15 protein-coding genes are annotated in these 26,167 nt (G+C 68.4%); 3 read left to right on the top strand and 12 right to left on the bottom strand.

Annotated features, from left to right (window positions below; genetic code table 11):
• Positions 1–165: 165 nt before the first annotated feature.
• The 4 genes from LDO54_RS10240 to LDO54_RS10225 form a co-directional block, all read right to left on the bottom strand.
• Positions 166–1,008: an anti-sigma factor family protein gene (locus tag LDO54_RS10240; RefSeq protein ID WP_224009831.1), complete on the bottom strand. Its 843-nt coding sequence runs from the start codon at positions 1,006–1,008 to the stop codon at positions 166–168.
• Positions 1,005–1,523, bottom strand: coding sequence for a sigma-70 family RNA polymerase sigma factor (locus LDO54_RS10235; protein WP_224009830.1), 519 nt, complete (start codon positions 1,521–1,523; stop codon positions 1,005–1,007). The genes LDO54_RS10240 and LDO54_RS10235 overlap by 4 nt, the downstream gene beginning before the upstream one ends.
• A gap of 22 nt (positions 1,524–1,545) precedes the next feature.
• Complete coding sequence (locus tag LDO54_RS10230) at positions 1,546–2,379, bottom strand: transcriptional regulator (protein WP_224009828.1); 834 nt, start codon at positions 2,377–2,379, stop codon at positions 1,546–1,548.
• A 105-nt stretch (positions 2,380–2,484) separates the two neighbouring features.
• A complete protein-coding gene (locus tag LDO54_RS10225) occupies positions 2,485–3,111 on the bottom strand; it encodes a LysE family translocator (protein WP_224009826.1) in 627 nt (208 codons plus the stop codon).
• A 119-nt stretch (positions 3,112–3,230) separates the two neighbouring features.
• Here LDO54_RS10225 and LDO54_RS10220 point away from each other — a divergent pair, with 119 nt between their 5' ends.
• A complete protein-coding gene (locus LDO54_RS10220) occupies positions 3,231–3,683 on the top strand; it encodes an Lrp/AsnC family transcriptional regulator (protein WP_065063530.1) in 453 nt (150 codons plus the stop codon).
• A gap of 13 nt (positions 3,684–3,696) precedes the next feature.
• On the opposite strand, the gene LDO54_RS10215 is transcribed toward LDO54_RS10220, so the two are convergent.
• The 3 genes from LDO54_RS10215 to LDO54_RS10195 all read right to left on the bottom strand — a co-directional run bounded on the left by LDO54_RS10215 (position 3,697) and on the right by LDO54_RS10195 (position 18,831).
• A complete protein-coding gene (locus LDO54_RS10215) occupies positions 3,697–5,664 on the bottom strand; it encodes a beta strand repeat-containing protein (protein WP_224009824.1) in 1,968 nt (655 codons plus the stop codon).
• A gap of 381 nt (positions 5,665–6,045) precedes the next feature.
• Positions 6,046–17,109 carry an autotransporter-associated beta strand repeat-containing protein gene (locus LDO54_RS10200; RefSeq protein ID WP_290371071.1) on the bottom strand — a complete coding sequence of 3,688 codons (11,064 nt, stop codon included), beginning with the start codon at positions 17,107–17,109 and terminating at the stop codon, positions 6,046–6,048.
• Between the two features lie 807 nt (positions 17,110–17,916).
• On the bottom strand, positions 17,917–18,831 hold the full coding sequence (locus LDO54_RS10195; protein ID WP_224009822.1) for a LysR family transcriptional regulator: 915 nt from the start codon (positions 18,829–18,831) through the stop codon (positions 17,917–17,919).
• 101 nt (positions 18,832–18,932) lie between these two features.
• On the opposite strand from LDO54_RS10195, the gene LDO54_RS10190 reads away from it, so the two are divergent.
• Together LDO54_RS10190 and LDO54_RS10185 are read left to right on the top strand one after the other, a co-directional pair.
• The gene (locus tag LDO54_RS10190) at positions 18,933–19,982 is read left to right on the top strand and encodes an aldo/keto reductase (protein ID WP_224009821.1); all 1,050 of its coding nucleotides are present in this window, start codon (positions 18,933–18,935) and stop codon (positions 19,980–19,982) included.
• Between the two features lie 10 nt (positions 19,983–19,992).
• The gene (locus LDO54_RS10185) at positions 19,993–20,415 is read left to right on the top strand and encodes an SRPBCC family protein (RefSeq protein ID WP_224009819.1); all 423 of its coding nucleotides are present in this window, start codon (positions 19,993–19,995) and stop codon (positions 20,413–20,415) included.
• Positions 20,416–20,552: 137 nt separating this feature from the next.
• Here the strand turns inward: LDO54_RS10185 and LDO54_RS10180 are convergent, their stop codons facing one another.
• The 5 genes from LDO54_RS10180 to LDO54_RS10160 form a co-directional block, all read right to left on the bottom strand.
• Complete coding sequence (locus LDO54_RS10180; protein ID WP_436975543.1) at positions 20,553–21,668, bottom strand: diguanylate cyclase; 1,116 nt, start codon at positions 21,666–21,668, stop codon at positions 20,553–20,555.
• A gap of 64 nt (positions 21,669–21,732) precedes the next feature.
• Positions 21,733–22,761, bottom strand: a complete 1,029-nt coding sequence (locus LDO54_RS10175; RefSeq protein ID WP_224009817.1) for a chemotaxis response regulator protein-glutamate methylesterase — start codon at positions 22,759–22,761, stop codon at positions 21,733–21,735.
• Positions 22,761–25,217 (bottom strand): hybrid sensor histidine kinase/response regulator, encoded by a 2,457-nt coding sequence (locus LDO54_RS10170; RefSeq protein ID WP_224009815.1) that lies wholly within the window; start codon positions 25,215–25,217, stop codon positions 22,761–22,763. The genes LDO54_RS10175 and LDO54_RS10170 overlap by 1 nt, the downstream gene beginning before the upstream one ends.
• Complete coding sequence (locus LDO54_RS10165; protein ID WP_224009813.1) at positions 25,214–25,981, bottom strand: chemotaxis protein CheW; 768 nt, start codon at positions 25,979–25,981, stop codon at positions 25,214–25,216. The genes LDO54_RS10170 and LDO54_RS10165 overlap by 4 nt, the downstream gene beginning before the upstream one ends.
• On the bottom strand, positions 25,974–26,167 hold a 194-nt coding region (locus LDO54_RS10160; protein WP_356789473.1), incomplete at its 5' end, for a tetratricopeptide repeat protein. The genes LDO54_RS10165 and LDO54_RS10160, both read right to left, overlap by 8 nt.

Genomic DNA, 26,167 nt, shown 5'->3' with positions numbered 1-26,167 from the left:
CTGCATCATTCGCCGATGCCGTATTGTTCGACGTGCAACGCCGACGCCCCGCTCGCAATGAGCGGGGCGTCGGCGTTGGCATGAAGAAAAAAGCGGCGCGCACGGCTCGAACCGTGCGCGCCGCTTGCGCGATCAATGCCCCCTCAACGCGCCATCAACGTGACGTCAATGCGGCGTCAACTGCGAATAAACATCGTGCGCGAGTTGCAGCATCACCTTATGGTCGATGCCGCCGGACAGCGCATAGCCGAAGTCGCCGTCGATCCAGTAGAACACGCTCACGGGGCCGTCCTCGTAGAGCTTGAACGCCGTAGTGTTGCTGCTGGTCTTGCGGTGCGAGATGCACAGCGTCACGCGCTCACCCTGGGCGTTGTGATACATGAACTGCGCGACTTCGCCGTCGGGGCCGGGCAGCAGACGCCCGCCCGCCAGTTCGAAGCCGCTCCTGGATAGCATCGGCGGATGCACGTCGGTGCCGAGCCGGTTCGAGAGCCATTGCACGAAGTCCTGCTCCTGATGGCCGCTCAGCGTGCCGGGACGCGCGACTTCGGGCATGTAGACCACATGGGCGAGCGCGGCTTCGTGCACGAAGTTCATCGTCGAATCGGCGCTCGCCGTGTGCAGATTGCCGCGATCGGGCGCGCCCGGCAGGAAATCCGCGCCGTAATGCGTGCCCCAGCCGATACCGACGCCGAGCACCAGCGCCGCCGCCATGCCCGCATACTTCGGCCAGTTCGCGGCCGCGCGCGCGGGCGCTTTCACGACGCTCGCCGCTTGCGCGGGTTCCTCGCGCGCCACGCGCAGACGCGCGGGCACCGGCTCGCTGAGCAGGCTGTCGAAGCGCTCGTGCAGCAGGCTGTTCAGCGAAAAGAAGTCGCCCACGCGCGCGGCGAGTTCGGGATTGCGTTCGAGCTCGCGCTCGACGTCGGCGCGGCGCGCTTCCGAGAGCGTGCCGTCCACGTAGGCGTGAATTTCGTCTTCGGTCACGGGAATTTGTTGCTCGCTCATCGCACCACCTTCAGATTCGCACGCGGCGTCGCGCCGGCCATGAGCGCGCGCAGGCGCTCGCGTCCTCTCGACAGCCGCGACATCACCGTGCCGATGGGGACGTCCAGCGCGAGCGCCACATCGGCATAACTCATTTCTTCGAGGCCCACCAGCAGCACCACTTCGCGCTGCTCGACCGGCAGCCGCTGCAACGCGAAGTCGAGGTCGCGCACTTCGAGCGCGCCGGTCTGCGTGGCGGCGACGGCGTAGTCGGTTTCGGGCACGCTGTCGTCGTCGACGGAAACGTGCGTGCCGCGCGCCGCCGACTTGCGCACCTGGTTCACGAAGATGTTGTGCATGATCGTGAACAGCCAGGCGCGCAGGTCGGTGCCCGCGCGGAACAGCTCGGTGCGCGCGAGCGCGCGTTCGAGCGTGTCCTGCACGAGATCGTCGGCGAGCTCGCGGTTGTTGATCAGCGCGCGCGCGTATCGCCTCAGGCGCGGCACGTGGTCGATCAGTTCGTCACGGATGTCCATGTTGCATCCTTGTCTGCCCTCTTTACTCGTGCGTGCGGCGCGGTTCACGCGCGCCGCCGCCCTGCTGCTGCGTGGCGATGTCGGCGGCGCGCATCAGGCCATGCGTCGCGGCGTTGCCCGCGAGCACCCAGCGCGTGCCGTGCGACGTCCAGCCCAGCAGACGCAACGCGCCGACGCGGCGCGCGCTCCACTGCGGCTCGTCGGCGGCGAACCAGGCGCGCGCGCCCAGCAGCACGACCGGCGCGCCATCGCCGTTTTCGTAGACGTAGCGCGCGGCGCGCGCAAACGGACCCAGCTCCATCGTGCCCGCCGACACGAGCCGCAAGCCCGCCGAAGCGAGATCGAACGGCACGGCACGGACCTCGCCGACGTTGAGCGAACCGGCGAAACCAGCGGCATCGGCGGCGCCAAGGGACGCGACCGGGGCGACCGGGGCGGCCGGGGCCGCTTCCATCAGCGCCATGACGGCGGCGTTGTTGAGCGCGTGCTCGTCCGGTTCGGTCAGCGCCAGCCAGGCCGCGCCTGCCGCGAGCATCGCACACAGAAGCGCGAACGCGGCGGCACGGCGTCGCCAGACGCCCGGCAGGCGGAATCGGGCACGCCGCGCCGACACGCCATGCGCGGCGTCCGGCGCGGCGTCCTCAGCAGCCTGAAGCGACGCATCGCCGGCCTGAAACGAACGGCGCATCTGCGCGTTGAGACGCCGATAGAACAGGATCCGATGCCACTCGCCGGGCCGCCGCGCCAGATAGCGGCGCACGCGCGCGGCGTGCTCGCCGGCCAGCGAGCCGTCAGTGTAGGCCTGAATATCGGCCTCGGACACCGGCCGCTCGTCGGGCGGCCCCTGGGAAATCATGATCGTCGGCCTGCGTGGATGGAGACGAAGGGCTAACAGGCTGCCCGGCGATTTATTCCACGCGCGAGATCGGGAGAGCGATAAGGAGAGAGATAAGGAGGAAGGTCAGCGCGTAAAAGCGAACACCTGTTCGGCAAACAGCACCACCGCGACGACGATCATCGCCACGCCGGACAACTGGCTCACCCGGCGCGCCGCGGCGGGCCGCGTGCCGAGCACGGCCTTCGAGCCGAAGCCGACCACCGAGTAGACGGACGCGCAATTGATCATATGCAGCACGCCCAGCGCGACGATCTGCGCCGACACCGACCAGCCCGCATCGGGGCGCGTGAACTGCGGCAGCAGCGCGACGAACAGCAGGATCGCCTTCGGATTGAGGCCGCTGATCGCGAAACCGCGCATCGACCAGCCCCAGCGGCTCTGCTGTCCCTGTTCCTGCCCCGCCGAGAGTTCGGCCGGACGCATCAGCGTGCGCACGCCGAGCCACAACAGATAGGCGCCGCCGACCACCGTCAGCACCGAGAGCAGCGCGGGCACGCTCGTGACCAGTGCGCCGATGCCGGCCGCGACCACCAGCGTGATCGCGAGATAACCGAGCAGCATGCCGCCGACGGCGGGCGCGATCACGCTGCCGCGCAGGCCCGCCGAAATCGCGTAGGCCCAATCGGCGCCCGGAACCATGACGAGGGAAAACGAGACGATCCAGAACGCCGTCAACAAACTGACTTGCACTGCTGTACTTCCGGTAGAGCGGGCGCCACCGCCCGAGGGCGCAAATCTTACGGTTTGCGCCCCGGAATGTGCTCCCTATTTCTTGCCAGTCATGGCGCTTGCACGCTAATATTTCTTGCATGGACGCCATTGACCGCAAGATTCTTGCTGAGATTCAGCAAGATGGACGACTTTCAATCACCGAACTCAGCGAACGCGTGGGGCTGAGCCTCTCGCCGTGCCAGCGCCGCCTGCGCGCGCTGGAGAGCGCCGAGGTCATCAGCGGCTATCGCGCCACGATCGATCCGGCCACGGTCGGGCTGAATTTTTCGGCCATCGTCTTCGCCACCCTGCGCGAAGGCAGCAGCGAGAACGTGCAGTCCTTCGAGGACGCGCTCATCGACATTCCCGAGATCACGCGCGCCGAGCGCCTGTTCGGCGAGCCCGATTACATGCTGCATGTGGTGACGCGCGACCTGAAGGCGTTTCAGACGCTCTATGACCGGCGTTTGCTGCCGCTGCCCTGCGTGCTGCGGCTCACGTCCACGCTCGTCATGAAGAGTATTTTTCAGGACCGGCCGCTGCCGCTGTGAGGCGGTTCGCTGATCAATACGCGATCGATCGGGCGCAGCGCACCAGCAGCAACAGGATTTTGTCGAGCCTGAGCGCCTGCGCGGGGTTGGCGGCATAGTTCGTGGACCACGCGGCCACCCCGCTCGACGCGAACTCCGTCGACGACCAGTAGACGGTGTTGTTCGTCGCGGCGAAATTGCCGAATCCCAGCTGATGCAGATTGGTGTCGATATTCGGCGTGCCGACCGGGCAAACCGCGTTGTCGCCCTCGCCGGCCTCGCACACGGCCGGCAGATACCACGTGCCCGCCGGCACGCCGCCCCGCGTGCTGCTGTAGCACACCTGCGCCGCGTAGACCGCGCCGGAGCCGAGCGCGTAGACGGTATTGACCGTGTTGGTCGCGCCGTCGGTCAGGCTCTGGGCCCCCGCTCCGACCGTCGTCGAGCTGATACCCCACGCGACGAGATTGCCGATGTCGTCCGTGTCCACCACCGTGGCCGTGTTTGCGGCGGGCACCGCGAACACGAGATAGCCGCCGACCGTGAAGGCGAGCGCCGTAGTCGGCGGCGAGCCGACGTTATCGCCTGAAATGGCGATGCCGCCCTGCGCCACGTAAGCCGTGTTCGATGTGAAATTCAGCGTGCAGGTCGCACCGGGAGCGAGCGCGGCGCAGTGGCTCGCGTCCTGCGTCACGCCCGTCCAGGCGGACGGCAGCGCGGCGCTCACGTTCGTCGCGGTATAGCTGCCGGTGTTCGTCACCGTCAGGCTGACCGTGCCGCCGTTGACGGGAATCGTGCCCGTGGCCGTCACCGAAAGCGTGGTCTGGTTCGCCACGCAGATCACGCCGATATTCGTCACGCTGGCCGCCCCCACCGTGCCGCTGCCGTTCGTGACCGTGCAGGTCTGCGCGGCGGGCTGCGTCAGCACCGTCACGGCGTATGCGCCGCCCTGCGCGACCGGCGTGGCGAACGTGAACGCGCCGTCGCTCGACAGGCTCAGCGTATCCGCGCCGTTGTCCTGAAGCTGGAGCGTGCCGGACAAACCCGACACCGTGCCGCCCACCGTCCGCGTGATCGCCGAACACACGATCGACACGTTCTGCACCGCCGCGCTGCCCATCGTGCCCGAGCCGTTGCCGACCGTGCAGGTCTGGTTCGCGGGCATCGACAGCACCGTCACGGCGTAGGCGCCGCCTTGCGCGATGGCGGTGGGGAACGTGAACGCGCCATCGCTGGAAATCGCGAGCGTGTCGCCGCCGTTGTCCTGAACGCTCAACGACCCCGCGAGCCCCGAGACCGCGCCGCCGACCGTATGGACGTTCGTCGAACAGACGATGCTGACGTTCTGCACCGCCGCCGCGCCGATCGTCGCGATCGTGCCCGTGCCGTTGCTCACGCTACAAGTCTGCGTGGCGGGTTGGGTTTTGATGCTCACCGAATACGCGCCGCCCGCAGCGATCAGCGTCGGGAACGTGAACACGCCGTCGCCGGAAAGGGTGAGCGTATCGCCGCCGTTGTTCTGCAACGCGACCGAACCGACGAGCCCGGAGACGCTGCCGCCCACGCTCTGCGCATGGTTCGGAATCGTATAACTGCGGGTCCAGAGCGCGCCCTTCTGGCCGATCGCCGTGGCGAAGCTCGCGCCGGTTGGATCGAGTGTGAGCGTCAAGGTCTGACCGGCATTGCAGACGCCGCCCGACAAGGTCACGGTGACGATCTTGCCCGTTGCATCGAGCGTCGATTGCGCGGTGGGCGGCGTGGTGCAGGTGCCGCCGGTCTGGAAAAAGCCTGCGGCCAGCGACGTGACTTGCGCCTTGAAGGTCGCGACGATTTTTGTCGGCGGCGTGGTGGTGGTGTTCGAATCGGCGGCGACGGAAACTAGCGCGGACCCAGATGTAGCAGATGTTGCGGATGCTGAATCCGTGCTGCCGCCACAGGCGTTCAGCATGGCGACCAGGCCCGCGAGCATAAGCAGGCGGACAACCCCTACGGTGTGTCTCATGACCGTTCCTTTTTCTTGTTTATTTATGTCGACGATCGGATAGGGATGCCAGGTGGCATCTGCCGATGTCGGTGGCCGGTTCTTTATTCCCCGTTCTTTTGTTTGATACTCATGCGCGAGTCATTTGGTTGACTGCGCAACGGTGTAACGCGCCGCGACCACAACGGCGGATCGTATTATGCGGTATTGAATTGCAGCGCGGTGTATTTTTGTTTTTTGATTTTTTATTCGCAATCCTGGTGGAGTTGGTTAGCTATCCTTTATCGATGGCGTATTTATCGAACGCGTGTGCGATCGCTCGCGCTGTATGAATCGCAGATAAACACGACGTGGGTTTTTTACGTCCCCGCAGCCGCACAGGGACGCAACGCAACCAAACGCTCAAAACCTCCACGCCAACCGTCCAGAAATCGCATTGTCATGCGACCCGCCCCCATACTGCCCGCTATACGCCACGCCCAGCGTCAGATTCTTCGCGACACTCGCATCGACGCCTAATTCAACCACCGCCGTATCTCTCGCAATCGGCACCCCGGCCACTGAAAACGTCGAGCCGCCACCGTCGATAAACGCCAGCGTCGAAGTCGGCTGCGCATTCCCGAACGCATGCCGCCAGCCCGCCATCGCATGCGCGCTCACGCTCGCGAGCGGCAGTTCACCCAGCCGCGTCGCGACCCGCAAACCCAAGGTCGAAAAACCGATATTCTCCGTATCGCCCTGGGCATGCAGCGCGCTTTGTCCGCCGCTCTCCGAAAACCCGTCGGTATGCAGATTCACATACGCCAGCCCGGCAAACGGCTCGACCGCGAAGCGATCGAACGGCACCGCATACCCCACCTCGCCGAACACCTGCGCGGCCTTCGCGTCGTAGTTCGCGCTGTCGTGATCGGAGAAGCCCGTGAAGGCCGGATAGCGGTCCTCGCTCACATCGTTCCAGGTGTACGCCGCGCCGAGCCGCACGCCGATCGGCCCATATTGCGCGCCGCCGTACATCGCCACGTGATACGTATCGACCGACGCCGACGAGTTCAGCCCGTTCTCCAGCGAGCTATGCGCGAAGCCGCCCGCCACGCCCACGCGCCACTGGTCGTTCAGCGCCATATCCGCGCCGCCGATGAAACCGGCCGTGGTGCGGTCGAGGCCGGCGACATTGTCGTTGCCCGCGAGACGGCTATCCGCGCCGTAACCCTGCGCCCAGACCGCCGGCTGATACGGCGTGCGGTTCGTGCACGCGCTCTGCGAGCCGCCGTGCACGCCGTCGCCCGACATCGCGCCTTGTGCGAGACGCGAATCGCACAGCGCCGGTCCCGATGACAGCGCCGCAAGCGGCCCATCGGCCGGCGCGAGGCCCTGGCGCAAGCGGTCCGTAACGGCGTCGCGCAGATAGCGCGAATCGAGCAGGAACACGGTCTTCGCATCCGCCACCAGCTGGCCGTCGATCATGTTGAAGGCCTGGCGCGCGGTCGCGGCATCGGTGGCGAGGATCGATTGATAGAGCGCGCCCGTCGTCGAAAGCGAGGCCACCGCCGTCGCCACGCTGCTCTGGTTCGGCGTCACCGCCACCGACGTGAAGGGCTGGTCGTTGCGCGTGAGCGTCAGGTTGACGGCATTCGGCGTATAGCTCAGCGACGGCGTGAGGAACGCGAGGTTCGAGCTGACGCTCTGGAACGCGCCGTTCACGCCGCCCGCCGCCGTGAGGATCGGATACTGCGTCTGCGGCGACCAGGCGCCCTGTCCTGCGAGCACGCTCACCGCGCCGCCGTTGAGCGTCGCCGTGCCCGTCGCCGCGATCTTGCCGGCCTGGGTCGGCGTGGCCGCGACCTGGTAGTTCGATCCCGATTCGAAGGTCACGTTGCCCGCCACGTTCAGGCTCTGGCCTGGCGTGAGCGCCGCCGCGGTGCCGCCGTTCTGCACGATCAGGCCGCCGACGGTGCCGGTGCCCGTGAGCGTGCCGCCGTTCTGCACGGTGGCCGTCGAGTTGGCCGTCGAGCCGCTCACGTCGAGCGTGCCGCCCGCGACCGTGGTCGGGCCGCTATAGGTGCTGGTGCCGCCGAGCGTGAGTGTGCCGCTGCCCGACTTGGTCAGCGAGCCCGCGCCCGTGAGCGCGCCCGCGTAGCTGCCGCCGCCGTTCACGGTGAGGCTCGAATCGCCGAGCGCGACGCTCGAACCCGACGCGCCGTCGAGCGAGCCGACCGTCACGGCCAGCGGCGCGCCGCCCGCCGTGCCGAGCGCGAGCGTGCCGCCGTTCACGGTCAGGCCGCCCGTGCCGAGCGCGCTGTTCGAGCCGACCGTGAGCGTGCCGTCGTTGAGCGTCGTGCCGCCGCTGTAGGTGTTCGCGCCCGTCAGCGTGAGATTGGCCGCGCCGTTCTTGACCAGCGCGCCGGTGCCGGAGACCACGCCGGACAGCAGCGTATCGGCGCTGCCGCCGATCGTCAGCGTGTCGTCGAGCACGACGGCGTTGGCGAGCGAGACCGCCGTCGAGGCGTCGAGCGTCGCGGGCGCGGCGACCGTCAGCGCACCGGTGCCGAGCGCCGCGTCGTTGCCCGCCACGAGCGTGCCGCCTTCGAGCGTCGTGCCGCCGCTGTAGGTGTTCGCGCCCGTGAGCGTCTGCGTGCCCGCACCCGCCTTGACGATGCCGCCCGCGCCCGAGATCGTGCCGCCGTAGTCGCCGTCCGAGCCGCCGCCGAGTGTGAGCGTGTTGCCGCCCAGCGCGACGCTCGTGCCGCCGACGCCGGAAAGCGAGCCGATCGTCGGCGTGGCCGTCGGGTCGCTGCCGCTGATGTCGAGGCTCGTGCCCGCGTTGGCGAGATTCACGTTGGTCGAGTCCGAGAGCGTGCCGCCGCCCGCGAGCGCGAGCGTGCCGTCGTTGACGGTCGTCGCGCCCGTGTAGGTGCTCGTGCCCGTGAGCGTTTCGGTGCCGCTGCCCTGCTTGACGATGCCGCCGCCCGCGCCCGCGATGCCGCCCGTGAAGGTGCCGTCGGTGGCGCTGCCGAGCGTCAGCGTGTTCGCGCCGAGGTTGATCGTGCCGCCGCCGACGAGCGTGCCGAACTGCTGCTGACCGTTGCCCGCGGAGATGTCGAAGGTCGCGCCGTTCGCCACATCGACGATGCCGCTCGCCGCGAGGCTCGCGTTCGCGCCGAGCGCGAGCGTGCCCGCGTTGATCGTCGTGCCGCCCGTGTACGTGTTCGCGCCGTTGAGCGTGAGCGTGGCCGCGCCGTCCTTGGTCAATCCGCCCGCGCCGCTCAATGCGCCGTTCAGCGTGAGGTCGTTGCTGCCGAGCACCGTGAGGCCATTGTTCAGCGTGATGTCGTTGCCGAGCGTGACGGGCGCGGTGCTGTCGAGCGTCGACGCGCCGTTCACGGTCACCGCGCCGGTGCCAAGCGCAGAGTCGTTGCCGACGACGAGGCCGCCCGCGTTCAGCGTCGTGCCGCCGCTATACGTGTTCGCGCCGGTCAGCGTTTCCGTTCCCGTGCCTTGCTTGACGATGGCGCCCGTCCCCGTGATCGTGCCCGCGAGCGTCTGATCGCTCGCGTCGCCGAAGGTCAGCGAATTCGCACCGAGCGACACCGTCGTGCCATCGACGCCGCTCAATGCGCCGATGGTCTGCGCGCCCGACGCGCCGCTGATGTCGAAGCCCGCGCCTGCGTTCGCGAGATTGACCGCGCCCGTCGAGGCCAGCGAGCCGCCCGCGCCGAGCGCCAGCGTGCCCGCGTCGATCGTCGTGCCGCCCGTGTACGTGTTCGCGCCCGTGAGCGTTTCCGTGCCGCTGCCTTGCTTGACGATGCCGCCCGTGCCGTCGATCGTGCCGCCGAAGGTCTGATCGGTCGTGTCGCCGAAGGTCAGCGAATTCGCGCCGAGCGTGACCGTGCTGCCGCTCACGCCCGCCAGCGCGCCGATGGTCTGGCTCGTGTCGGCGCCGCTGATATCGAAGCCCGTTCCCGAGCTGGCGAGCGTGACCGCGCCCGTCGAGGCCAGCGAGCCGCCCGCGGCCAGCGCGAGCGTGCCCGCGTCGATCGTCGTGCCGCCCGTGAAGGTGTTCGCGCCCGTCAGCGTTTCGGTGCCGCTGCCCACTTTCGTCAGGCCGCCCGTGCCCGCGATGCTGCCGGTGTAGGTGCCGTCGGTGGCGCTGCCGAGCGTGAGGTCGTTCGAGCCGAGGTTGACGGTGCCGCCGCCGATCAGCGTGCCGAATTGCTGCTGGCCGTTGCCCGCCGAGAGATCGAAGGTCGCGCCGTTCGCCACATCGACGATGCCGCTCGCCGCGAGGCTCGCGTTCGCGCCCAAAGCGAGCGTGCCCGCGTTGATCGTCGTGCCGCCCGTGTACGTGTTCGTGCCGTTGAGCGTGAGCGTGGCCGCGCCGTCTTTCGTCAGTCCGCCCGCGCCGCTCAATGCGCCGTTCAGCGTGAGGTCGTTGCTGCCGAGCACCGTGAGTCCGTCGTTGAGCGTGATGTCGTTGCCGAGCGTGACGGGCGCGGTGCTGTCGAGCGTCGATGCGCCGTTCACCGTGACCGCGCCCGTTCCAAGCGCAGCGTCGTTGCCGACGACGAGACCGCCCGCGTTCAGCGTCGTGCCGCCGCTATAGGTGTTCGCGCCAGTGAGCGTCTGCGTGCCGCTACCCTGCTTGACGATGCCGCCCGTGCCTTCGATCGTGCTGCCGACGGTCTGATTGCTCGCGTCGCCGAAAGTCAGCGAATTCGCGCCGAGATTTACCGTGCTGCCCGTCGCGCCCGCCAGCGCGCCGACCGTCTGCGCGCCCGACGCGCCGCTGATATCGAAGCCCGCGCCTGCGTTCGCGAGATTGACCGCGCCCGTCGACGCGAGCGAGCCGCCCGCGCCGAGCGCGAGCGTGCCTGCGTTGATCGTCGTGCCGCCCGTGTACGTGTTCGCGCCGGTGAGCGTTTCCGTATCCGTACCGTTCTTGACGATGCCGCCCGTGCCGCCAATGCTGCCCGCGAATGTGCCATCGTTCGCACTACCGAGCGTCAGCGTGTTGCCGCCCAATGCAACCGTCGATCCGCTCACGCCATTCAATGCGCCGATGGTCGGCGCAATGGTCGAAGCGCTCACGTCGAGCGACGCCCCCGCGTTCGCCAACGTGACGTCGCTCGATGAAGACAACGTGCCGCTCCCTGAAAGCGCCAGTGTGCCGTCGTTGATTGTCGTGCTGCCGGTATAAGTATTCGCGCCCGTGAGCGTTTCCGTGCCGCGGCCCTGCTTGACGATGCCGCCCGTGCCGTTGATCGCGCCCGCGAAAGTCTGATCGCTCGCATCGCCGAAGACCAGCGCATTGCCGCCGAGCGAAATCGTCGTGCCATCGACGCCGCTCAACGCGCCGATCGTCTGCGCGCCCGTCGCGCCACTGATATCGAAGCCCGCGCCCACGCCTGCGAGCGCAACCGATCCCGTCGAAGCCAGCGAACCGCCCGCGCCGAGCGCCAGCGTGCCCGCGTTGATCGTCGTGCCGCCCGTGTACGTGTTCGCGCCGGTGAGCGTTTCGGTATCCGCGCCGTTCTTGACGATGCCGCCCGTGCCGACGATGCTGCCCGCGAACGCGCCATCATTCGCACTACCGAGCGTCAGCGTGTTGCCGCCCAATGCGACGGTCGATCCGCTCACGCCATTCAAGGCGCCAATCGTCGGCGCAATCGTCGAAGCGCTCACATCGAGCGACGTCCCGACATTCGCCAGCGTAACGTCGCTCGACGAAGACAACGTACCGCTCCCTGAAAGCGCCAGTGTGCCGTCGTTGATTATCGTGGTGCCTGTGTAGCTGTTCGTGCCGGTGAGCGTTTCCGTGCCGCTGCCCTGCTTGATGATGCCGCCCGTGCCGTTAATCGCGCTCGCAAGCGTCTGATCGCCCGCATCGCCGAACGCGAGCGAATTCGCGCCGAGCGACACGCTCGTGCCATCGACACCGCTCAGCGCGCCGATGGTCTGCGCGCCCGACGCCCCGCTGATATCGAAGCCCGCGCCCACGCCCGCGAGCGCCACCGATCCCGTCGAGGCCAGGGAGCCGCCCGCGCCGAGCGCCAACGTGCCCGCATCGATCGTCGTGCCGCCCGTGTATGTATTCGCGCCCGTGAGCGTTTCCGTGCCGCTGCCTTGCTTGACGATACCGCCCGTGCCAGCGATGGTGCCGCCGAACGTCTCGTTGCCCGCGTCGCCGAACGTGAGCGTATTGCCGCCGAGCGTCACCGTGCTGCCGCCCGCGCCGCTCAGGCCGCCGATGGTCTGATTCGCGCCCGCCGCGCCGATATCGAAGCCCGTCCCCGCGTTGGCGAGATCGACCGCGCCCGTCGCCGCCAGCGAGCCGCCGAGGCCGAGCGCGAGCGTGCCCGCGTCGATCGTCGTGCCGCCCGTGTACGTGTTCGCGCCCGTCAGCGTCTCCGTCCCGCTGCCGATTTTCAGCAGCCCGCCCGTGCCGCCGATCGAGCCGCTGAAGGTGCCGTCGACGTCGCTGCCGAGCGTGAGCGAGTTGCCGCCGAGCAGCACCGTGCCGCCGCCGATCAGCGTGCCGAACTGCTGCTGGCCGTTGCCCGCAGAAAGATCGAAGGTCGCGCCGGTCGCCACATCGACGATGCCCGTCGCCGCGAGGCTCGCGTTCGCGCCGAGCGCGAGCGTGCCCGCGTTGATGTTGGTGCCGCCGGTATAGGTGTTCGCGCCGTTGAGCGTGAGCGTGGCGAGGCCGTTCTTGGTGAGGCCGCCCGTGCCCGCGAGCACGCCGTTCAGCGTGACGTCGTTGCTGCCGACCACCGTGAGGCCGCTGTTCAGGACGAAGTCGTTAGCGAGCGTCGTGGCCGTGCTGCTGTCGAGCGTCGATGCGCCGTTCACCGTGACCGCGCCCGTCCCCAGCGCCGCATCGTTGCCGACGACGAGACCGCCCGCGTTCAGCGTCGTGCCGCCACTATACGTGTTCGCGCCCGTGAGCGTTTCCGTCCCCGTGCCGTTCTTGACGAGGCCGCCCGTGCCGTCGATCGTGCCCGCGAAGGTTTGATTCGTCGCGTCGCCGAAGGTCAGCGCATTCGCGCCGAGCGTGACGGCCGTGCCGCCGACGCCGCTCAACGCGCCGATGGTCTGCGCGCCCGACGCGCCGCTGATATCGAAACCCGCGCCCGTGCCTGCAAGATTGACCGCGCCCGTCGAAGCGAGCGAACCACCCGCGCCGAGCGCGAGCGTGCCCGCATCGACGGTCGTGCCGCCCGTGTACGTGTTCGCGCCCGTGAGCGTCTGCGTGCCGCTGCCCTGTTTGACGATGCCGCCCGCGCCGCCGATCACGCCCGCGAAAGTCTGATCGCTCGCGTCACCGAAAGTCAGCGCATTCGCGCCGAGCGTGACGGTGCTGCCCGCGACACCGTTCAACGCGCCGATGGTCTGCGCCCCCGATGCGCCGCTGATATCGAGGCCCGCGCCGATGCCCGCGAGACTCACCTCGCCCGTCGAAGCGAGCGAGCCGCCCGCGCCCAGCGCCAACGTTCCCGCGTCGATCGTCGTGCCGCCCGTGTAGGTGTTCGCGCCGCCTAGCGTGAACGTCGCCGCGCCGTTTTTCGTCAGCGCGCCCGCGCCCGAGAGCACGCCGTTCAACGTGAGCGCGTTCGAGCCGCCCACGGTCAGCGTGTTGTCGAGCGTGAAGGCGTTCGCGAGCGTCGTCGCCGCGCTGCTGTCGAGCGAGGCCGGACCGGCCACCGTAACCGCGCCCGTGCCGAGCGCCGCATTGTTGCCGACGACGAGACCGCCCGCGTTCAACGTCGTGCCGCCGCTGTACGTGTTCGCGCCCGTCAGCGTTTCGATGCCCGCGCCGTTCTTGACGAGACCACCCGCGCCCGTAATCGCGCCCGCGAAGGTTTGATTGCTCGCATCGCCGAAAGTCAGCGTGTTCGCGCCGAGCGCGAGCGTGCTGCCCGCCACGCCCGCGAGCGCGCCGAGCGTCTGGTTGCCGCCCGCGCCGCTGAGATCGAGCGTTGCGCCCGTGCCGTTCAGCGCGACGTTGCCGCCGAGCGTCGCGCCCGCGCCGAGCGCGAGCGTGCCCGCGTTGACCGTCGTGCCGCCCGTGAAGGTGTTCGCGCCGTTGAGCGTGAGCGCGGCCGCGCCGTTCTTCGTCAGGCTGCCGGTGCCACTCAGGCCGCTCGCGAGCGTCAGCGCATTCGAGCCGAGCACCGTGAGCGCGCCGTTGAGCACGACGCCGTTGGCGAGCGTGATCGCGCTCGTGTTGTCGAGCGAAGCCGGGCCGCCGATGGTCAGCACGCCCGAGCCGAGCGCCGACGCGTTGCCGAGCACGAGTCCGCCCGCGTTGAGCGCCGTGCCGCCGCTGTAGGTGTTCGCGCCGCTGAGTGTTTCCGTGCCGCTGCCGTTCTTGACGAGGCCGCCCGTGCCGCCGATCGTGCCCGCGAAAGTCTGATTCGACGCATCGCCGAAAGCGAGCCCGTTCGCGCCGAGCGACAGCGCCGTGCCGCTCACGCCGCTCAGTGCGCCGATAGTCTGCGCGCCCGTCGCGCCGCTGATATCGAAGGCCGCTCCCGCCGTCGCGAGATTCACCGCGCCCGTCGCGGCGAGCGAGCCGCCCGCGCCGAGCGCCAGCGTGCCCGCGTTGACCGTCGTGCCGCCCGTGTAGGTATTCGCGCCCGTGAGCGTTTCGACGCCCGCGCCCTGCTTGACGATGCCGCCCGTGCCGTTGATCGCGCCCGCGAACGCGCCGTTCGCCGCGCCGCCGAGCGTCAGCGCATTCGCGCCGAGGTTGATCGCGCTGCCCGTCACGCCGTTGAGCACGCCGATGCTGCGCGCGCCGTTCGCCGCGCTGAGGTCGAGGACGCTGCCCGCGTTGGCGAGCGTGAAAGCCGAGTTCGCCGCCAGCGCGCCCGCGCCGGAGAGCGCGAGCGTGCCCGCGTTGATCGTCGTGCCGCCCGTGTAGGTGTTCGCGGCGGTGAGCGTTTCCGTGCCGCTGCCGTTCTTGACAAGGCCACCCGTGCCGCCAATCACGCCCGCGAAGCTCTGATTCGACGCATCGCCGAACGTCAGCGCATTCGCACCGAGCGCGAGTGTCGTGCCGCTCACGCCGCTCAATGCGCCGATGGTTTGCGCGCCCGTCGCGCCGCTGATATTCAAGCCCGCGCCGCTGGTCGCGAGATTGACCGCGCCCGTCGATGCCAGCGAGCCGCCTGCGCCGAGCGCGAGCGTGCCCGCGTTGATCGTCGTGCCGCCCGTGTAGGTGTTCGCGCCCGTGAGCGTCTGCGTGCCGCTGCCTTGCTTGACGAGCCCGCCCGTCCCGCTGATGAGGCCCGCGAAGGTCTGGTTCGTCGCCGTGCCGAACGTCAGCGCATTCGCGCCGAGCGCGAGTGTCGTGCCGCTCACGCCGCTCAATGCGCCGATCGTCTGCGCCCCCGACGCGCCGCTGATATCGAAGCCGGTGCCCGCGTTCGCGAGCGTGAGCGCGCCCGTCGAGGCGAGCGAGCCGCCCGCGCCGAGCGCGATCTTGCCCGCGTTGACCGTCGTGCCGCCCGTATAGGTGTTCGCGCCGCTGAGCGTCTGCGTGCCGCTGCCTTGCTTCACAAGCGCACCCGTGCCGTTGATCGCGCCCGCGAAGGTCTGGTTCGTCGCATCGCCGAAGGTCAGCGTGTTCGCACCGAGCGCGAGCGTGCTGCCCGCCACGCCCGCGAGCGCGCCGACCGTGCGCGCGCCCGTCGCGCCGCTGAGGTCGAGATTCGCGCCGCTCGCGCCCAGCGTGAGCGCGCCCGTCGACGCCAGCGCGCCCGCGCCCGAGAGCGCGAGCGTGCCCGCATTGATCGTCGTGCCGCCCGTGTAAGTGTTGACGCCCGTGAGCGTCGCCGTGCCGCTGCCTTGCTTGGTCACGCCGCCCGTGCCGCCGATCACGCCGCTGAAGGTCTGCGCGGTCGCGTCGCCGAACGTGAGGTTGCGCGTGCCGAGCACGACGTTGCCCGAACCGGACAGCGCGCCGATCGTCTGATTCGCACCCGATCCGCTGATGTCGAGCGCCGCGCCCGTGCTCGCCAGATTGACTGCGCCGGTCGACGCCAGCGCGCCGCCCGCGCCCAGCGCGAGCGTGCCTGCGTTGATCGTCGTGCCGCCCGTGTAGGTATCGAGGCCCGTGAGCGTGACGGTGGCCGCGCCGTTCTTCACCAGCGCGCCGGTCCCGGCGATGACACCGCTAAGCGTCGCCGCGTTGCTGCCGCCGAGCGTGAGCGTGTTCGCGCCCAGATTGATCGCGTTGCCGAGCGTGAGGCCCGCCGCGCTCGTGTCGAGCGTGGCCGCGCCGCCCACGTTGAGCGCGCCGCTGCCGAACGCTCCCGCCGTTCCCGCGACGAGCGAGCCGCCGTTCAGGTTCGTGCCGCCCGAGTACGTGTTCGTGCCCGTGAGCGTGAGCGCCGACGTGCCGCTCTTGGTCAGCGCGCCGCTGCCCGAGAGCACGCCCGAGAGCGTGAACGCATTGCTGCCTTGCGCGACGAGTCCGCCCGTGCCGAGCGAAATCGTGTTCGCGATAGTCAGTCCCGCCGCCGCAGCCTCCAGCGCGCCGCCCGTCGCAGTGATCGTGCCGGTGCCGAGACTCGCGGCGTTATCGACGATGGCCGTCGCGCCGCTCGCGAGCGTCGCGTCGAGCGCGCCCGAGGGGCCGTTGAGCGTCCACGTGCCGCTTTCGAGCGCGAGGTGATTGAAGTTGATGTAGTTCGAGAGCGTGACCTGCCCGGCCGCCGGGCCGCCCGCGACCTGCGCGAGATGCAGCGTGTTGTTGCCGCCGCTGCCGCCATCGACGTAACCGGCCTGCGCGAAACCCAGATTCACGCCGACGACACCCAGCACGCCCACAGACGCGCCCGCGCCCGCCGACACCGACGAACCCGTGTACGCATAGAAGTTGTTGGTGCTGCCCGCGCCCATCGAGACGCTGCCGATCACGCTGCCCGTGTTCTTGAAGGTGTTGCCCGCCGTCGACGCCTGAAAACCCACGCGGCCCGAGATCGTGCCGTTATTGGTGAAGTTGACCTGACCGCCGCCGTACACCGCCGCCGTGACGCGATCGGCGGGCGCGACCGTCACGCCCGCGATGGCGCTCGAACCGATCGTGCCGTTATTGACGATCGTGCTCACGCCGCCCGCGCCGTTCTGCACGGCGAGCGCGAGCCCGGTGAGATTCGACAGATTGACCGTGACGAGCTGTGCGGTGCCGTTCATCGTGCCGTTGTTGGTCACGTTGATCGTGCTCGCGCTGCTGTTGCCGATCACCGTGCCGTTCGACAACACGCTCAGGATGCCTAAAAGAGAAGGATCAATAACGCCGCTGTTGTTGAAGGTGACGTTGCTGCCCGTGAGTGAAACCGCCGTGCCGCCCACGCCGAGCAGGACGCCGAAGGTACTGGTGGAATCGGCGTTGACGGTGATGTTGCTGTTCGTATTGGTATAGTTCGGCGCGAGCGGATTGGCGGCGCCGGTGCAAGACACCGTGGAGCCAGCGGTCGTGCAAGTCGTCGCCTGCGCGCGGCCTGGCGCCATCAGGCATAAAAACACCGCCATCGCGGCAACAATAACGCCATATAAAACAGGCCAGTTAATTGCGCGTGGCGCGCCAATACCGTTCGATTCCCTCACGCCCTTTCCCCTTAGAAGATCGTGAATCGGCCTCTGCCTTGTTCAAGCGGTCTTGTTCAAGCATCCGCGTCGATATCCGTTTCGCGAGCGCGTGCCAATCCACCCCGCACAGGCGGCAGGCGCGAGTCGATCTGAAAGCCGATGGTTGCGCGCGCAAGCTTCAGCCATCAAGGCGACGCGCGCGGGCACCCGGCGCAAGGCGCACGGGCGCTTTGCGGGCGAACGACGATCGGCGATCGGGACGAACGGATAGCGGGCGGCGAGCGAGGAACAAGCGTGCAACGAGCCTGCAACACTCGCCGCGCGAATCAGGATGGGCTGGTGCGCGGTTTCATGGAGGACGCCTCCCGGTGTATTCTCATGGATGATTTGTTCACATCATTGACTGTCATCCAGAGCATAGACAAAAGCTTGCTTACTTCAAGCTTTAAATCCAGATTTAAATGTTTTTTTGCGCACTGGATTAAAAGACGGTAAAAGCGCCAATATATAAATCCGCGCCCTGCAAAATTGACAGGGCACGGCGTATGCGAAACGCTTGTTTATCGCGTGAAAGAACGGCTTTGAATGGCGCTGAATGACAATATGCACCGGTAAAAAATTCGGAGAATGCGCGGGCAATGCGAAAGCCTAACCGCCCGCGCGGGTGCAGTGTTTCAATCAGCCTGGAATTGTCGCGCCACGCGCGCCGTTATCCAGCAGCGTCGTGCGGAAGTGCTCGACGAGTGGCCGCAGATTGACCCGATGCCACGCGGCCCACAACGCCGTGCGATAGCTGAACCACGACAGCTCGCGCAGCACGACGCCGGCCGGCGCCTGATGCCGCAAGCTCTGCTGGATCATCGTCAAACCCAGTCCCGCCGCCACCAGCCCGAGCGCCGCCAGCGGCTCCGTCGCTTCGAGCGCGATCGTGGGCGTGAAGCCCGCCTTCGCGCAGGCCGCGACGAAGTTGTCATGACGCAGCGCGCCTTCGGTATGCGTCACGCCAATCCACTGTTGCGCGGCCAGATCGTCGGGCGTGATCGCTTCGGCATGCGCGAGCGGATGCCCCTGCGGGATCGCGAGCAGCATCGGATCGTCGAGCACCTGCGCGGCTTCGAGATCGGGATCGTCCGCGGCGGGCGGATCGCAGACTAGTGCCACGTCGAGACTGCGCTGACGCAGCCCCGTCAGTTGCTCCTCCGAATGCTGGTTGTAGAGCGCGATATGCACGTCGGGCCGCTGCGCACGCAGATGCCGCAACGCATCCGGCAACACGCCCGAATGCATCGCGTTCTCCAGATAGCCGATACAGAGCCCGCCCTCGTCGCCGCGCCCAAGCCGCCGCGCGAGCGATTCGAGCCGCTTCGCGTGCGTGAGGAACGCCTGGGTCTCGGCGAGAAACGTGCGCCCGTCGGTCGTCAAACGAATGCGCTGCTGCGAGCGCTCGAACAGCGTCAGGCCCAGGTTCTCTTCGAGCTGGGCGATCTGGCGGCTCAGCGGCGACTGCGAAATATGCAGCCGTTCGGCCGCGCGGCCCACGTGTTCTTCCTCCGCGACCGCCACGAAATAATGCAACTGGCGAATGTCCAACATATCAGACCTCTCAGGACTCAACTGTGTCGAATTATGTCTTAGACAGACTCAACTCGCCAACCTAGACTTGCCCTACCGACTCGAACACAAGGAGCAAGTCGATGAGTATCAAGGATAAATTGCCGGCGGGAACCCTTCTGGGCTTTGGCGCGGCGCCGCTGGGCAACATGTTCCGCAACATCCCCGAAGACGAGGCGCTGGCGACCGTCAAGGCCGCCTGGGACCAGGGCGTGCGTTATTTCGATACGGCCCCGCTTTACGGCGCGGGCCTCTCCGAAATGCGTTTGGGCGACGCGCTCGCCGCCTACCGTCGCGACGACTACGTGCTGAGCACGAAAGTGGGCCGCGTGATTCTCGACGAAATCGAGGACGCGAGCGCACGCGATCTCGGCGAAAAAGGCGGCGTCTTTGCATTTGGCCGTCCTAACAAAATCGTCAACGACTATACGGCCGATGCCACGCTGCGTTCGGTCGAAGACAGCCTCAAGCGCCTCAAGACCGACCGGCTCGATATCGTCTGGGTACACGACGTTGCGCAGGACTTCTACGGCGACGAATGGCTGAGCGTATTCGAGACCGCGCGCAAGGGCGCATTCCGTGCGCTGTCCCGTCTGCGCGACGAAGGCGTCATCAAGGCGTGGGGACTCGGCGTAAACCGCGTCGAACCGTGCGAACTGCTGCTCGATCTCGCCGAAACGAAACCCGACGGCTTCCTGCTCGCGGGCCGCTATTCGCTGCTCGATCACGAACGCGCGCTGCAACGCCTGATGCCGGCCGCCGCCGCGCAACATGTGGAGATCGTCGCGGGCGGCCCGTATAGCTCGGGCGTGCTCGCGGGCGGCGCGAACTTCGAATATCAGAAAGCGTCGCCGGCAATTCTCGCCAAGGTTGCGAAGATCAAGGCCATCGCCGAGCGGCATCAGGTGAGTGTGAAGGCTGCCGCGCTGCAATTCGTGCTGGCGAATCCGGTGGTCGCCGCCGTGATTCCGGGCGCGAGCAAGCCCGAACGCATCGCGGAAGATCACGCCGCCGTGAAGGAAGCGATTCCCGCCGGTTTCTGGCGCGATCTGCGCGAGCAAAACCTCGTGGCGGCGAACGCGCCGCTGCCGGGCGATGCCGATGCAAACATCAACGCCCACGCCCACGCATAAGGAGCGCGCCATGGCACAAGCCCAATCGTCCATCCGCATTGCCGCCACGCCCGACGCCGTGTGGCAGTTGATCGGCGGCTTCAATTCGCTGCCCGACTGGCTGCCCTATATTCCGTCGAGCGAATTGAGCGAAGGCGGCCGCGTGCGCCGTCTCGCGACGCCGGGCGGCGACGTGATCGTCGAGCGTCTGGAAGCGTTCGATCAGCGCGCGCGCAGCTACAGCTATTCGATTCTCGAAGCGCCGTTTCCGGTCACCGCGTATCGCTCGACCTTGCAGGTGCGCGAGATCGAAGACGGCCGCGCCGCGCAGGTCGAATGGTCGGGCGAATTCACGCCCGTCGGCGTGAGCGACGCCGAGGCCAGCGCGCTGTTCGAAGGCATTTATCGCGATGGCTTGCAGGCGCTCGCGAAGGCATTCGCGGTCAAAGCCTGACACGCGCGCGAGCACTTCGCGCAAGCACCCAGCGCAAACAGAAAAGCCCGCAAAATGCGGGCTTTTCTTTCAACGCAATGTCTCGTTGCCAACGCAATGAAACAAAGCAACGAAACAACGCAACGTCGATCAACGCATCATCCGCGCCCCGCCCCGCCCGTCGAAAACACCACACGGTTGCGCCCTTCGCGCTTGGCGCGATACAGCGCGGCGTCGGCTTCCTCGATCAGCGCGGTCTCGGCGATACCCGCCGTCGGCGTCAGCGTCGCCACGCCCACGCTGATCGTCAGATGCTCGCTCACCTTCGAGCCGACGTGAGGCAGTTGCAGCGCGGCCACGTCGCGGCGCATTTTCTCCGCGACCATGCGCGCGAACACGCTGCCCGCGCCCGGCAGCACCACGGCGAATTCCTCGCCGCCGAAACGCGCCACCAGATCGCGCGGCTGCTTCACCTCGCGGCGGATCGTCGTGGCCACGGAACGCAGCACGTTGTCGCCGGCCACGTGGCCATAGGTGTCGTTATAGGGCTTGAAGTAATCGACGTCGATCATCAGCAGCGACACCTCGGTGCTCTCGCGCTGCGCGCGGCGCCATTCCGCGCCGAGAAATTCGTCGAGATAGCGGCGGTTCGACAGCCCCGTCAAACCATCGGAATGCGTGAGGCGGCGCAGTTCGAGATTCGCCTTCAGCAGTTCCTGCTGCGAGCGGCGCAGCGCGCGATACGCCTCGTCGCGCTGAAGCATGTTCACAAACGAGCGCGAGTGGTGCTTGATGCGCGCGATCAGCTCGATGCTGTCGGGCAGCTTCACGAGGTAATCGTTCGCGCCCGCCGCGAACGCCGCGCTCTTGATCGCGGGCTCCTCCTTGGTCGAGAGCACGATGATCGGCACGTCGCGCGTGGCGTCGTTGGCGCGGTAGGCGCGCACGAGCGTGAGGCCGTCGGTGCCCGGCATCACGAGGTCCTGGAGGATCACCGTGGGGCGCACTTCCTCGGCCATGCGCACGGCCTGGTCGGGATGCGCGCAGTAGTGGAAATCGATCTCGCGCTCGGCGGCCAGCGCGCGCCGCACGGCCTCGGCGACGATCGCCTGGTCGTCGACGAGCAGCACCATCATCGGCACGTCCGCGTTCGGCAAGGGCTGCGCGAGCGCGTTGCGCACGGCGTCCAGCGCCCGTTCGAGCGAAGCCTCGTCGGGGCCGCCATCGGCCAGTGCGGACTCGGCTCCGGGTGTCGGGTTCGGCTTCTCGGTCATGATTTCGGTCGCATGAATTGGGTCGAGTCAGGCATCGATACGCGCCTCGGCTCCGGTTCTCTCGTTACTCGGGGCGCCCCGCGCCGGGCAACCCGACGCAATGGCGCAGTTCGGCGGCGATGGCGGGCAGCGGCAGGATCGCGCGCGCGGCATCGAGCGCGGCGGCCGCCTTCGGCATGCCGTAGACGGCGCTCGTCGCGGCGTCCTGGGCGATCGTGTAATAGCCCTTGGCGCGCATGGCCTTCAGGCCGATCGCGCCGTCGCGGCCCATGCCGGTCAGCAGCACGCCGATCGCGGTCCCGCGCCAGTGCTCCACCACGCTGTGAAAGAAGGTATCGACGGAAGGCCGGTACGGCGTGTCCGCCGGCTCGCGAGTGTAAGCGAGCTTGCCGACCGCTGTCATGCACAGATGGTCGTTGGTGGCCGCGAGCAGCGCCTCGCCGGGCGTGGGCCGGTCGCCTTCGTTGGCGACGCGCACCTTCAGCGTGGTCTGTCCGTCGAGCCAGTCGGCCATGCCCGCCGCGAACGACTGATCGACGTGCTGCACGATCACGATGCCCGCGTTGAAGCCGGCCGGCAGCGCGCCGAGCACCGTCGCGAGCGCCGTGGGCCCGCCCGCCGACGCGCCGATCGCCACCAGCGGCGTGCGCGCGTCCGTGCCGACGACGCCCGCGCCCGGCGCGCGCGCCACGTCGCTCACCACGTTCACGCGGCCGATCTGTTCGATCTTCGCGAGCAGCAGGTCCATCGTGCGGCGCGCATCCGGGCCCGCGAGCGTGGGCGTATCGACCGCGTCGAGCGCGCCCGCGCCCATCGCCTCGTAGACGCGCCACGCATTCGCGCCGACGCTGCTCGTGACGATCAGGATCGGGCACGGCGAGCGCGCCATGATGCGACGCGTGGCTTCCACGCCGTCGAGCTTCGGCATCACGAGATCCATGAGGATCACGTCGGGCGGCTGCGCGGCGCAGAAGTCCGCGGCCTGCTCGCCGTCCTGCGCCACCCACAACACACGATGCCCCGGCCGCCTGGCGATGGCGTGACGCAACGCCTCCACGGCCAGCGGCATGTCGTTCGCGATGCCGATGTTCATCAGGTCGCCTCTCCGATCAGGTCGTTCACAGCGTCGAGCAGCGCCTCGTCGTGGAAGCTGCCCTTGGTCAGGTAATAGTCGGCGCCCGCGTCGAGACCGCGCCGGCGGTCGTCCTCGCGATCCTTGTACGAGACGATCATCACGGGCACCGCGCGCTGCTGCGCATCGTTGCGAATCATCGTGACGAGTTCGATGCCGTCCATGCGCGGCATGTCCACGTCGGTGATGACGAGATCGAACTGGCCGTTGCGCAGCGTGTTCCAGCCGTCCATGCCGTCCACCGCCACGGTCACCGCGTAGCCGCGTTTTTCGAGCAGCTTGCGCTCCAGCTCGCGCACGGTCAAGGAGTCCTCAACGACCAGAATGCGCTTGCGTTCGCGCGCCGTGGCCTGGGCGCCGCGCGCCACGCCCGCAAGCTGCCCGTCGCGCACGAGCCGACCGACCGACGCGACGATATCCTCGACGTCGACGATCAGCGCCACCGTGCCGTCTTCGAGCAGCGACGCGGCGGCCACGTTGCGCACCTTGCCCAGGCGCGCGTCGAGCGGCTGCACCGCGAGCGTGCGCTCGCCCGCGAAGGCGTCGACAGCCACGCCGTAGAGCGCGGCCTCGTGGCCCGCACCGTCGCCGACCAGCACGACGCTCACATCGTCGGCGTCCGTTTCGGCGATGCCGCGGCCATCGGCGCCGAGCAGTTGACGCGCGGTCACGAGGCCCACGGGCCGTCCTTCGTAGGCGATGTGCTGCTGGCCTTCGAGCATTTCGATCGCACTGCGCGGCACGCGCAAGGCGCGCCGCACGTGCGCGAGCGGAAACGCATAGGCCTCGCCCGCGACATCGACGATCAGGCTGCGCACCACCGACAGCGTGAGCGGCAATTGCAGCACGAAGCGCGTGCCGCGCCCCGCCGCGCTTTCGATGCGCACCGTGCCGTGCACGGCCTTGGCGAAATTCTGCACGGCGTCGAGACCCACGCCGCGCCCGGACACATCGGTGACGCGCTCGCGCATCGTGAAGCCCGGCAGCAGCAGGAAGTCGAGCAACTCGGGCTCGGACATCACCGCCACGGCCTCGGCCTGCGCGAGCCCGCGCGCGACGATCGCGCGTTTGAGCGCGTCGAGATCGACGCCCGCGCCGTCGTCGGCCACGGCGATCAGCAGCTTGCCCGCGCTGTGACGCGCTTCGAGCGTGAGACGCGCTTCCTCGGGCTTGCCCGCGCGCGCACGCGTGGCCGGATCTTCGATGCCGTGATCGAGCGCGTTGCGCAGCAGATGGCCGAGCGGCGCGTCGAGCAGTTCGAGGATGTCGCGATCGACCTGGGTGGTTTCGCCATCGACGACAAAACGCACGCGCTTGCCGAGCGAACGCGCGAGGTCGCGCACCATGCGCGGCCAGGCGTGGGCCGCGTCGCCGAACGGACGCATGCGGCATTGCAGGGCTTCGTCGTAGAGACGCTGCGCGAGCTGGGTGCCGCGCCGGTCGATGCGGTCGAGGTCGTCGAAACGTTCGGCGAGCTGGCGTTCGAGCGCGCCGAGCGCCGCGCGCACGTCGGCGAGCGAGGCGCGCGCGTCGGCGTCCAGCGTGTCGCCGTGGCGTTCGTGGAACTGGCCGAGCGCGGCCAGCACGCCGTTCTGCGCGCGGCGCACGCGCAGCAGGCCGTCGGCGAACGGACGAATGCGGCGCGACTCCACCAGCGACTCGCCCGCGAGCCCGAGCAGCCGGTCGAGCGTGCCCGCGCGCACGCGCAGCATGCGGTGGCTTTCGTGGGGCGCGCCAGACGCTGCATTAGATGACGATGCCGACGGCGACGCGGTTTCTATCGTTGCCGTGTTCGTTATGGCGTGTGCTGCATCGGGCGGCGTCGGCGCCTGTTCATCCGCTTGTTCGGCTTGCGTCGATTGCAGCGCCGCGATGCTCGCCGCCAGCAGCGCTTCCGCATCGCCGGGCGCGGCGGCCTTCGGCGCTTGCGCTTCTTGCGCTTCTTGCGTTCCTCGCGTTTCGGTTTGCGGCACGTTCGAAGCCCGCGCCTCCGGCTGAACCTGCGCCGCGCTCACGAGCCGCGTCACGAACGCCTCGACCGCGTCGCGCGCGAGCGGCGGCGCATTCGGGTCGCCCGCCGCGAGCAGCATGTCGATGCCGACCAGCAGCGCGTCGATGTGCGCCGCGCCGATCGTCAGCACGTCATGCTGAGCCGCGACGAAGCAATCCTCCATCGCGCTCGCCACCTCCACCGCCTCGGGCAGCCCGACGATGCGCGCCGCGCCCTTGAGCGAGTGCGTCGCGCGCATGCAGGCTTCGAGCGTGGACGCATCCGTGGGCGCCGCTTCGAGCGCGAGCAGACCGGCGGACAGCGTGCGCGTCTGCGTCTGCGCTTCCTCGTGAAAGAGGTCGAGCAGCGAGCGCCGGCTCAGGTCGTCGGCGCTGTCGTTGTTCGGATCGTCGTGGTGGCCGCTCATCGCAGACTCCTCGCAAGCGCGCCGAACAGCGCGTCGGGTTCGAGCACGCCCACCGAGCGGCCGCGCCACACGAACACGCCGCGCACGTGGCGGCCCGCCGCGTGCGCGAGCGTGGCGGGCGCGGGCAGCAGTTCCTCCGCGCCGAACCACGCGACGCCGTCGACATCGTCGACGGGAAACGCCGTGGTCTCGCCGCCCCATTCCGTCACGAGCAGACGGGGCGTCGCCGCGCGCGCCGCGGTTGTCGACGTCGTCGCCGATGCGCTGGCGTCGATATGCAGCAACTCCGCCAGCGACGCCGCGAGCGTGAGCACGCCGCGCACGTTCACGACGCCCAGCACGGCCGGGCTGCGCCGATGCGGCAACGAATGCACGGGCCGCGATTCGCCCACGTAACGCAGCGCCTGCGCGGGCAGCGCGAGCCATTCCGCGCCGACGCGGAACACCAGCGATCCGGTCTGCCCCGCGCTGCTGCGCGACGCATGATTATTTCGCAATCCCGATGATTCGCCCTGCCGATGACTGTCGTGTACATCGCGTACATCGTCGCGCAGATCGTGCCGCGCGGGCCGGTCGAGCATGCGCGCGGCGGCCTGTTCGAACACGGGGCAATTGAGGCAGCGAATGTATTCCGCGAGCTTCGGACACGAGTTGTCGCCGAGCACGCCGATACTTTTCCAGCAGGCGTCGAACGGCACGCGCTGCGACGCGTCTTGCGGCGCGTTCAGATCGTTCACATCGTCCATCGCGTGTGCTTCACGCATCGGCGTCTCCTCGGCCCGGCGCGCGCTGCGCGGCGCGTTCGGCGCGGCGCATCAGGCGGCGCGCGCCCTCGGCGTCGCCTTGCACTTCGAGCAGCGCGGCCAGATGCGTGAGCGCTTCGTAATGACCGGGTTCCAGATAAACCGCCTTGCGATAGTGTTCCTGGGCGAGCGCGCCGTTGCCTTGCG

The sequence above is a fragment of the Paraburkholderia tropica genome, from assembly GCF_914484835.1.
GTDB lineage: Bacteria > Pseudomonadota > Gammaproteobacteria > Burkholderiales > Burkholderiaceae > Paraburkholderia > Paraburkholderia tropica_A.
Note: the sequence above shows the minus strand (reverse complement) of the source record. Positions and strands in the feature narration are given on the sequence as shown.

Excerpts from the sequence above, each read along its gene's own strand:
- LDO54_RS10240 (WP_224009831.1), bottom strand. The coding sequence starts at position 1,008 with ATGAGCGAGCAACAAATTCCCGTGACCGAAGACGAAATTCACGCCTAC.
- LDO54_RS10235 (WP_224009830.1), bottom strand. The coding sequence starts at position 1,523 with ATGGACATCCGTGACGAACTGATCGACCACGTGCCGCGCCTGAGGCGA.
- LDO54_RS10230 (WP_224009828.1), bottom strand. The coding sequence starts at position 2,379 with ATGATTTCCCAGGGGCCGCCCGACGAGCGGCCGGTGTCCGAGGCCGAT.
- LDO54_RS10220 (WP_065063530.1), top strand. The coding sequence starts at position 3,231 with ATGGACGCCATTGACCGCAAGATTCTTGCTGAGATTCAGCAAGATGGA.
- LDO54_RS10215 (WP_224009824.1), bottom strand. The coding sequence starts at position 5,664 with ATGAGACACACCGTAGGGGTTGTCCGCCTGCTTATGCTCGCGGGCCTG.
- LDO54_RS10195 (WP_224009822.1), bottom strand. The coding sequence starts at position 18,831 with ATGTTGGACATTCGCCAGTTGCATTATTTCGTGGCGGTCGCGGAGGAA.
- LDO54_RS10190 (WP_224009821.1), top strand. The coding sequence starts at position 18,933 with ATGAGTATCAAGGATAAATTGCCGGCGGGAACCCTTCTGGGCTTTGGC.
- LDO54_RS10185 (WP_224009819.1), top strand. The coding sequence starts at position 19,993 with ATGGCACAAGCCCAATCGTCCATCCGCATTGCCGCCACGCCCGACGCC.
- LDO54_RS10180 (WP_436975543.1), bottom strand. The coding sequence starts at position 21,668 with ATGACCGAGAAGCCGAACCCGACACCCGGAGCCGAGTCCGCACTGGCC.
- LDO54_RS10175 (WP_224009817.1), bottom strand. The coding sequence starts at position 22,761 with ATGAACATCGGCATCGCGAACGACATGCCGCTGGCCGTGGAGGCGTTG.
- LDO54_RS10170 (WP_224009815.1), bottom strand. The coding sequence starts at position 25,217 with ATGAGCGGCCACCACGACGATCCGAACAACGACAGCGCCGACGACCTG.
- LDO54_RS10165 (WP_224009813.1), bottom strand. The coding sequence starts at position 25,981 with ATGCGTGAAGCACACGCGATGGACGATGTGAACGATCTGAACGCGCCG.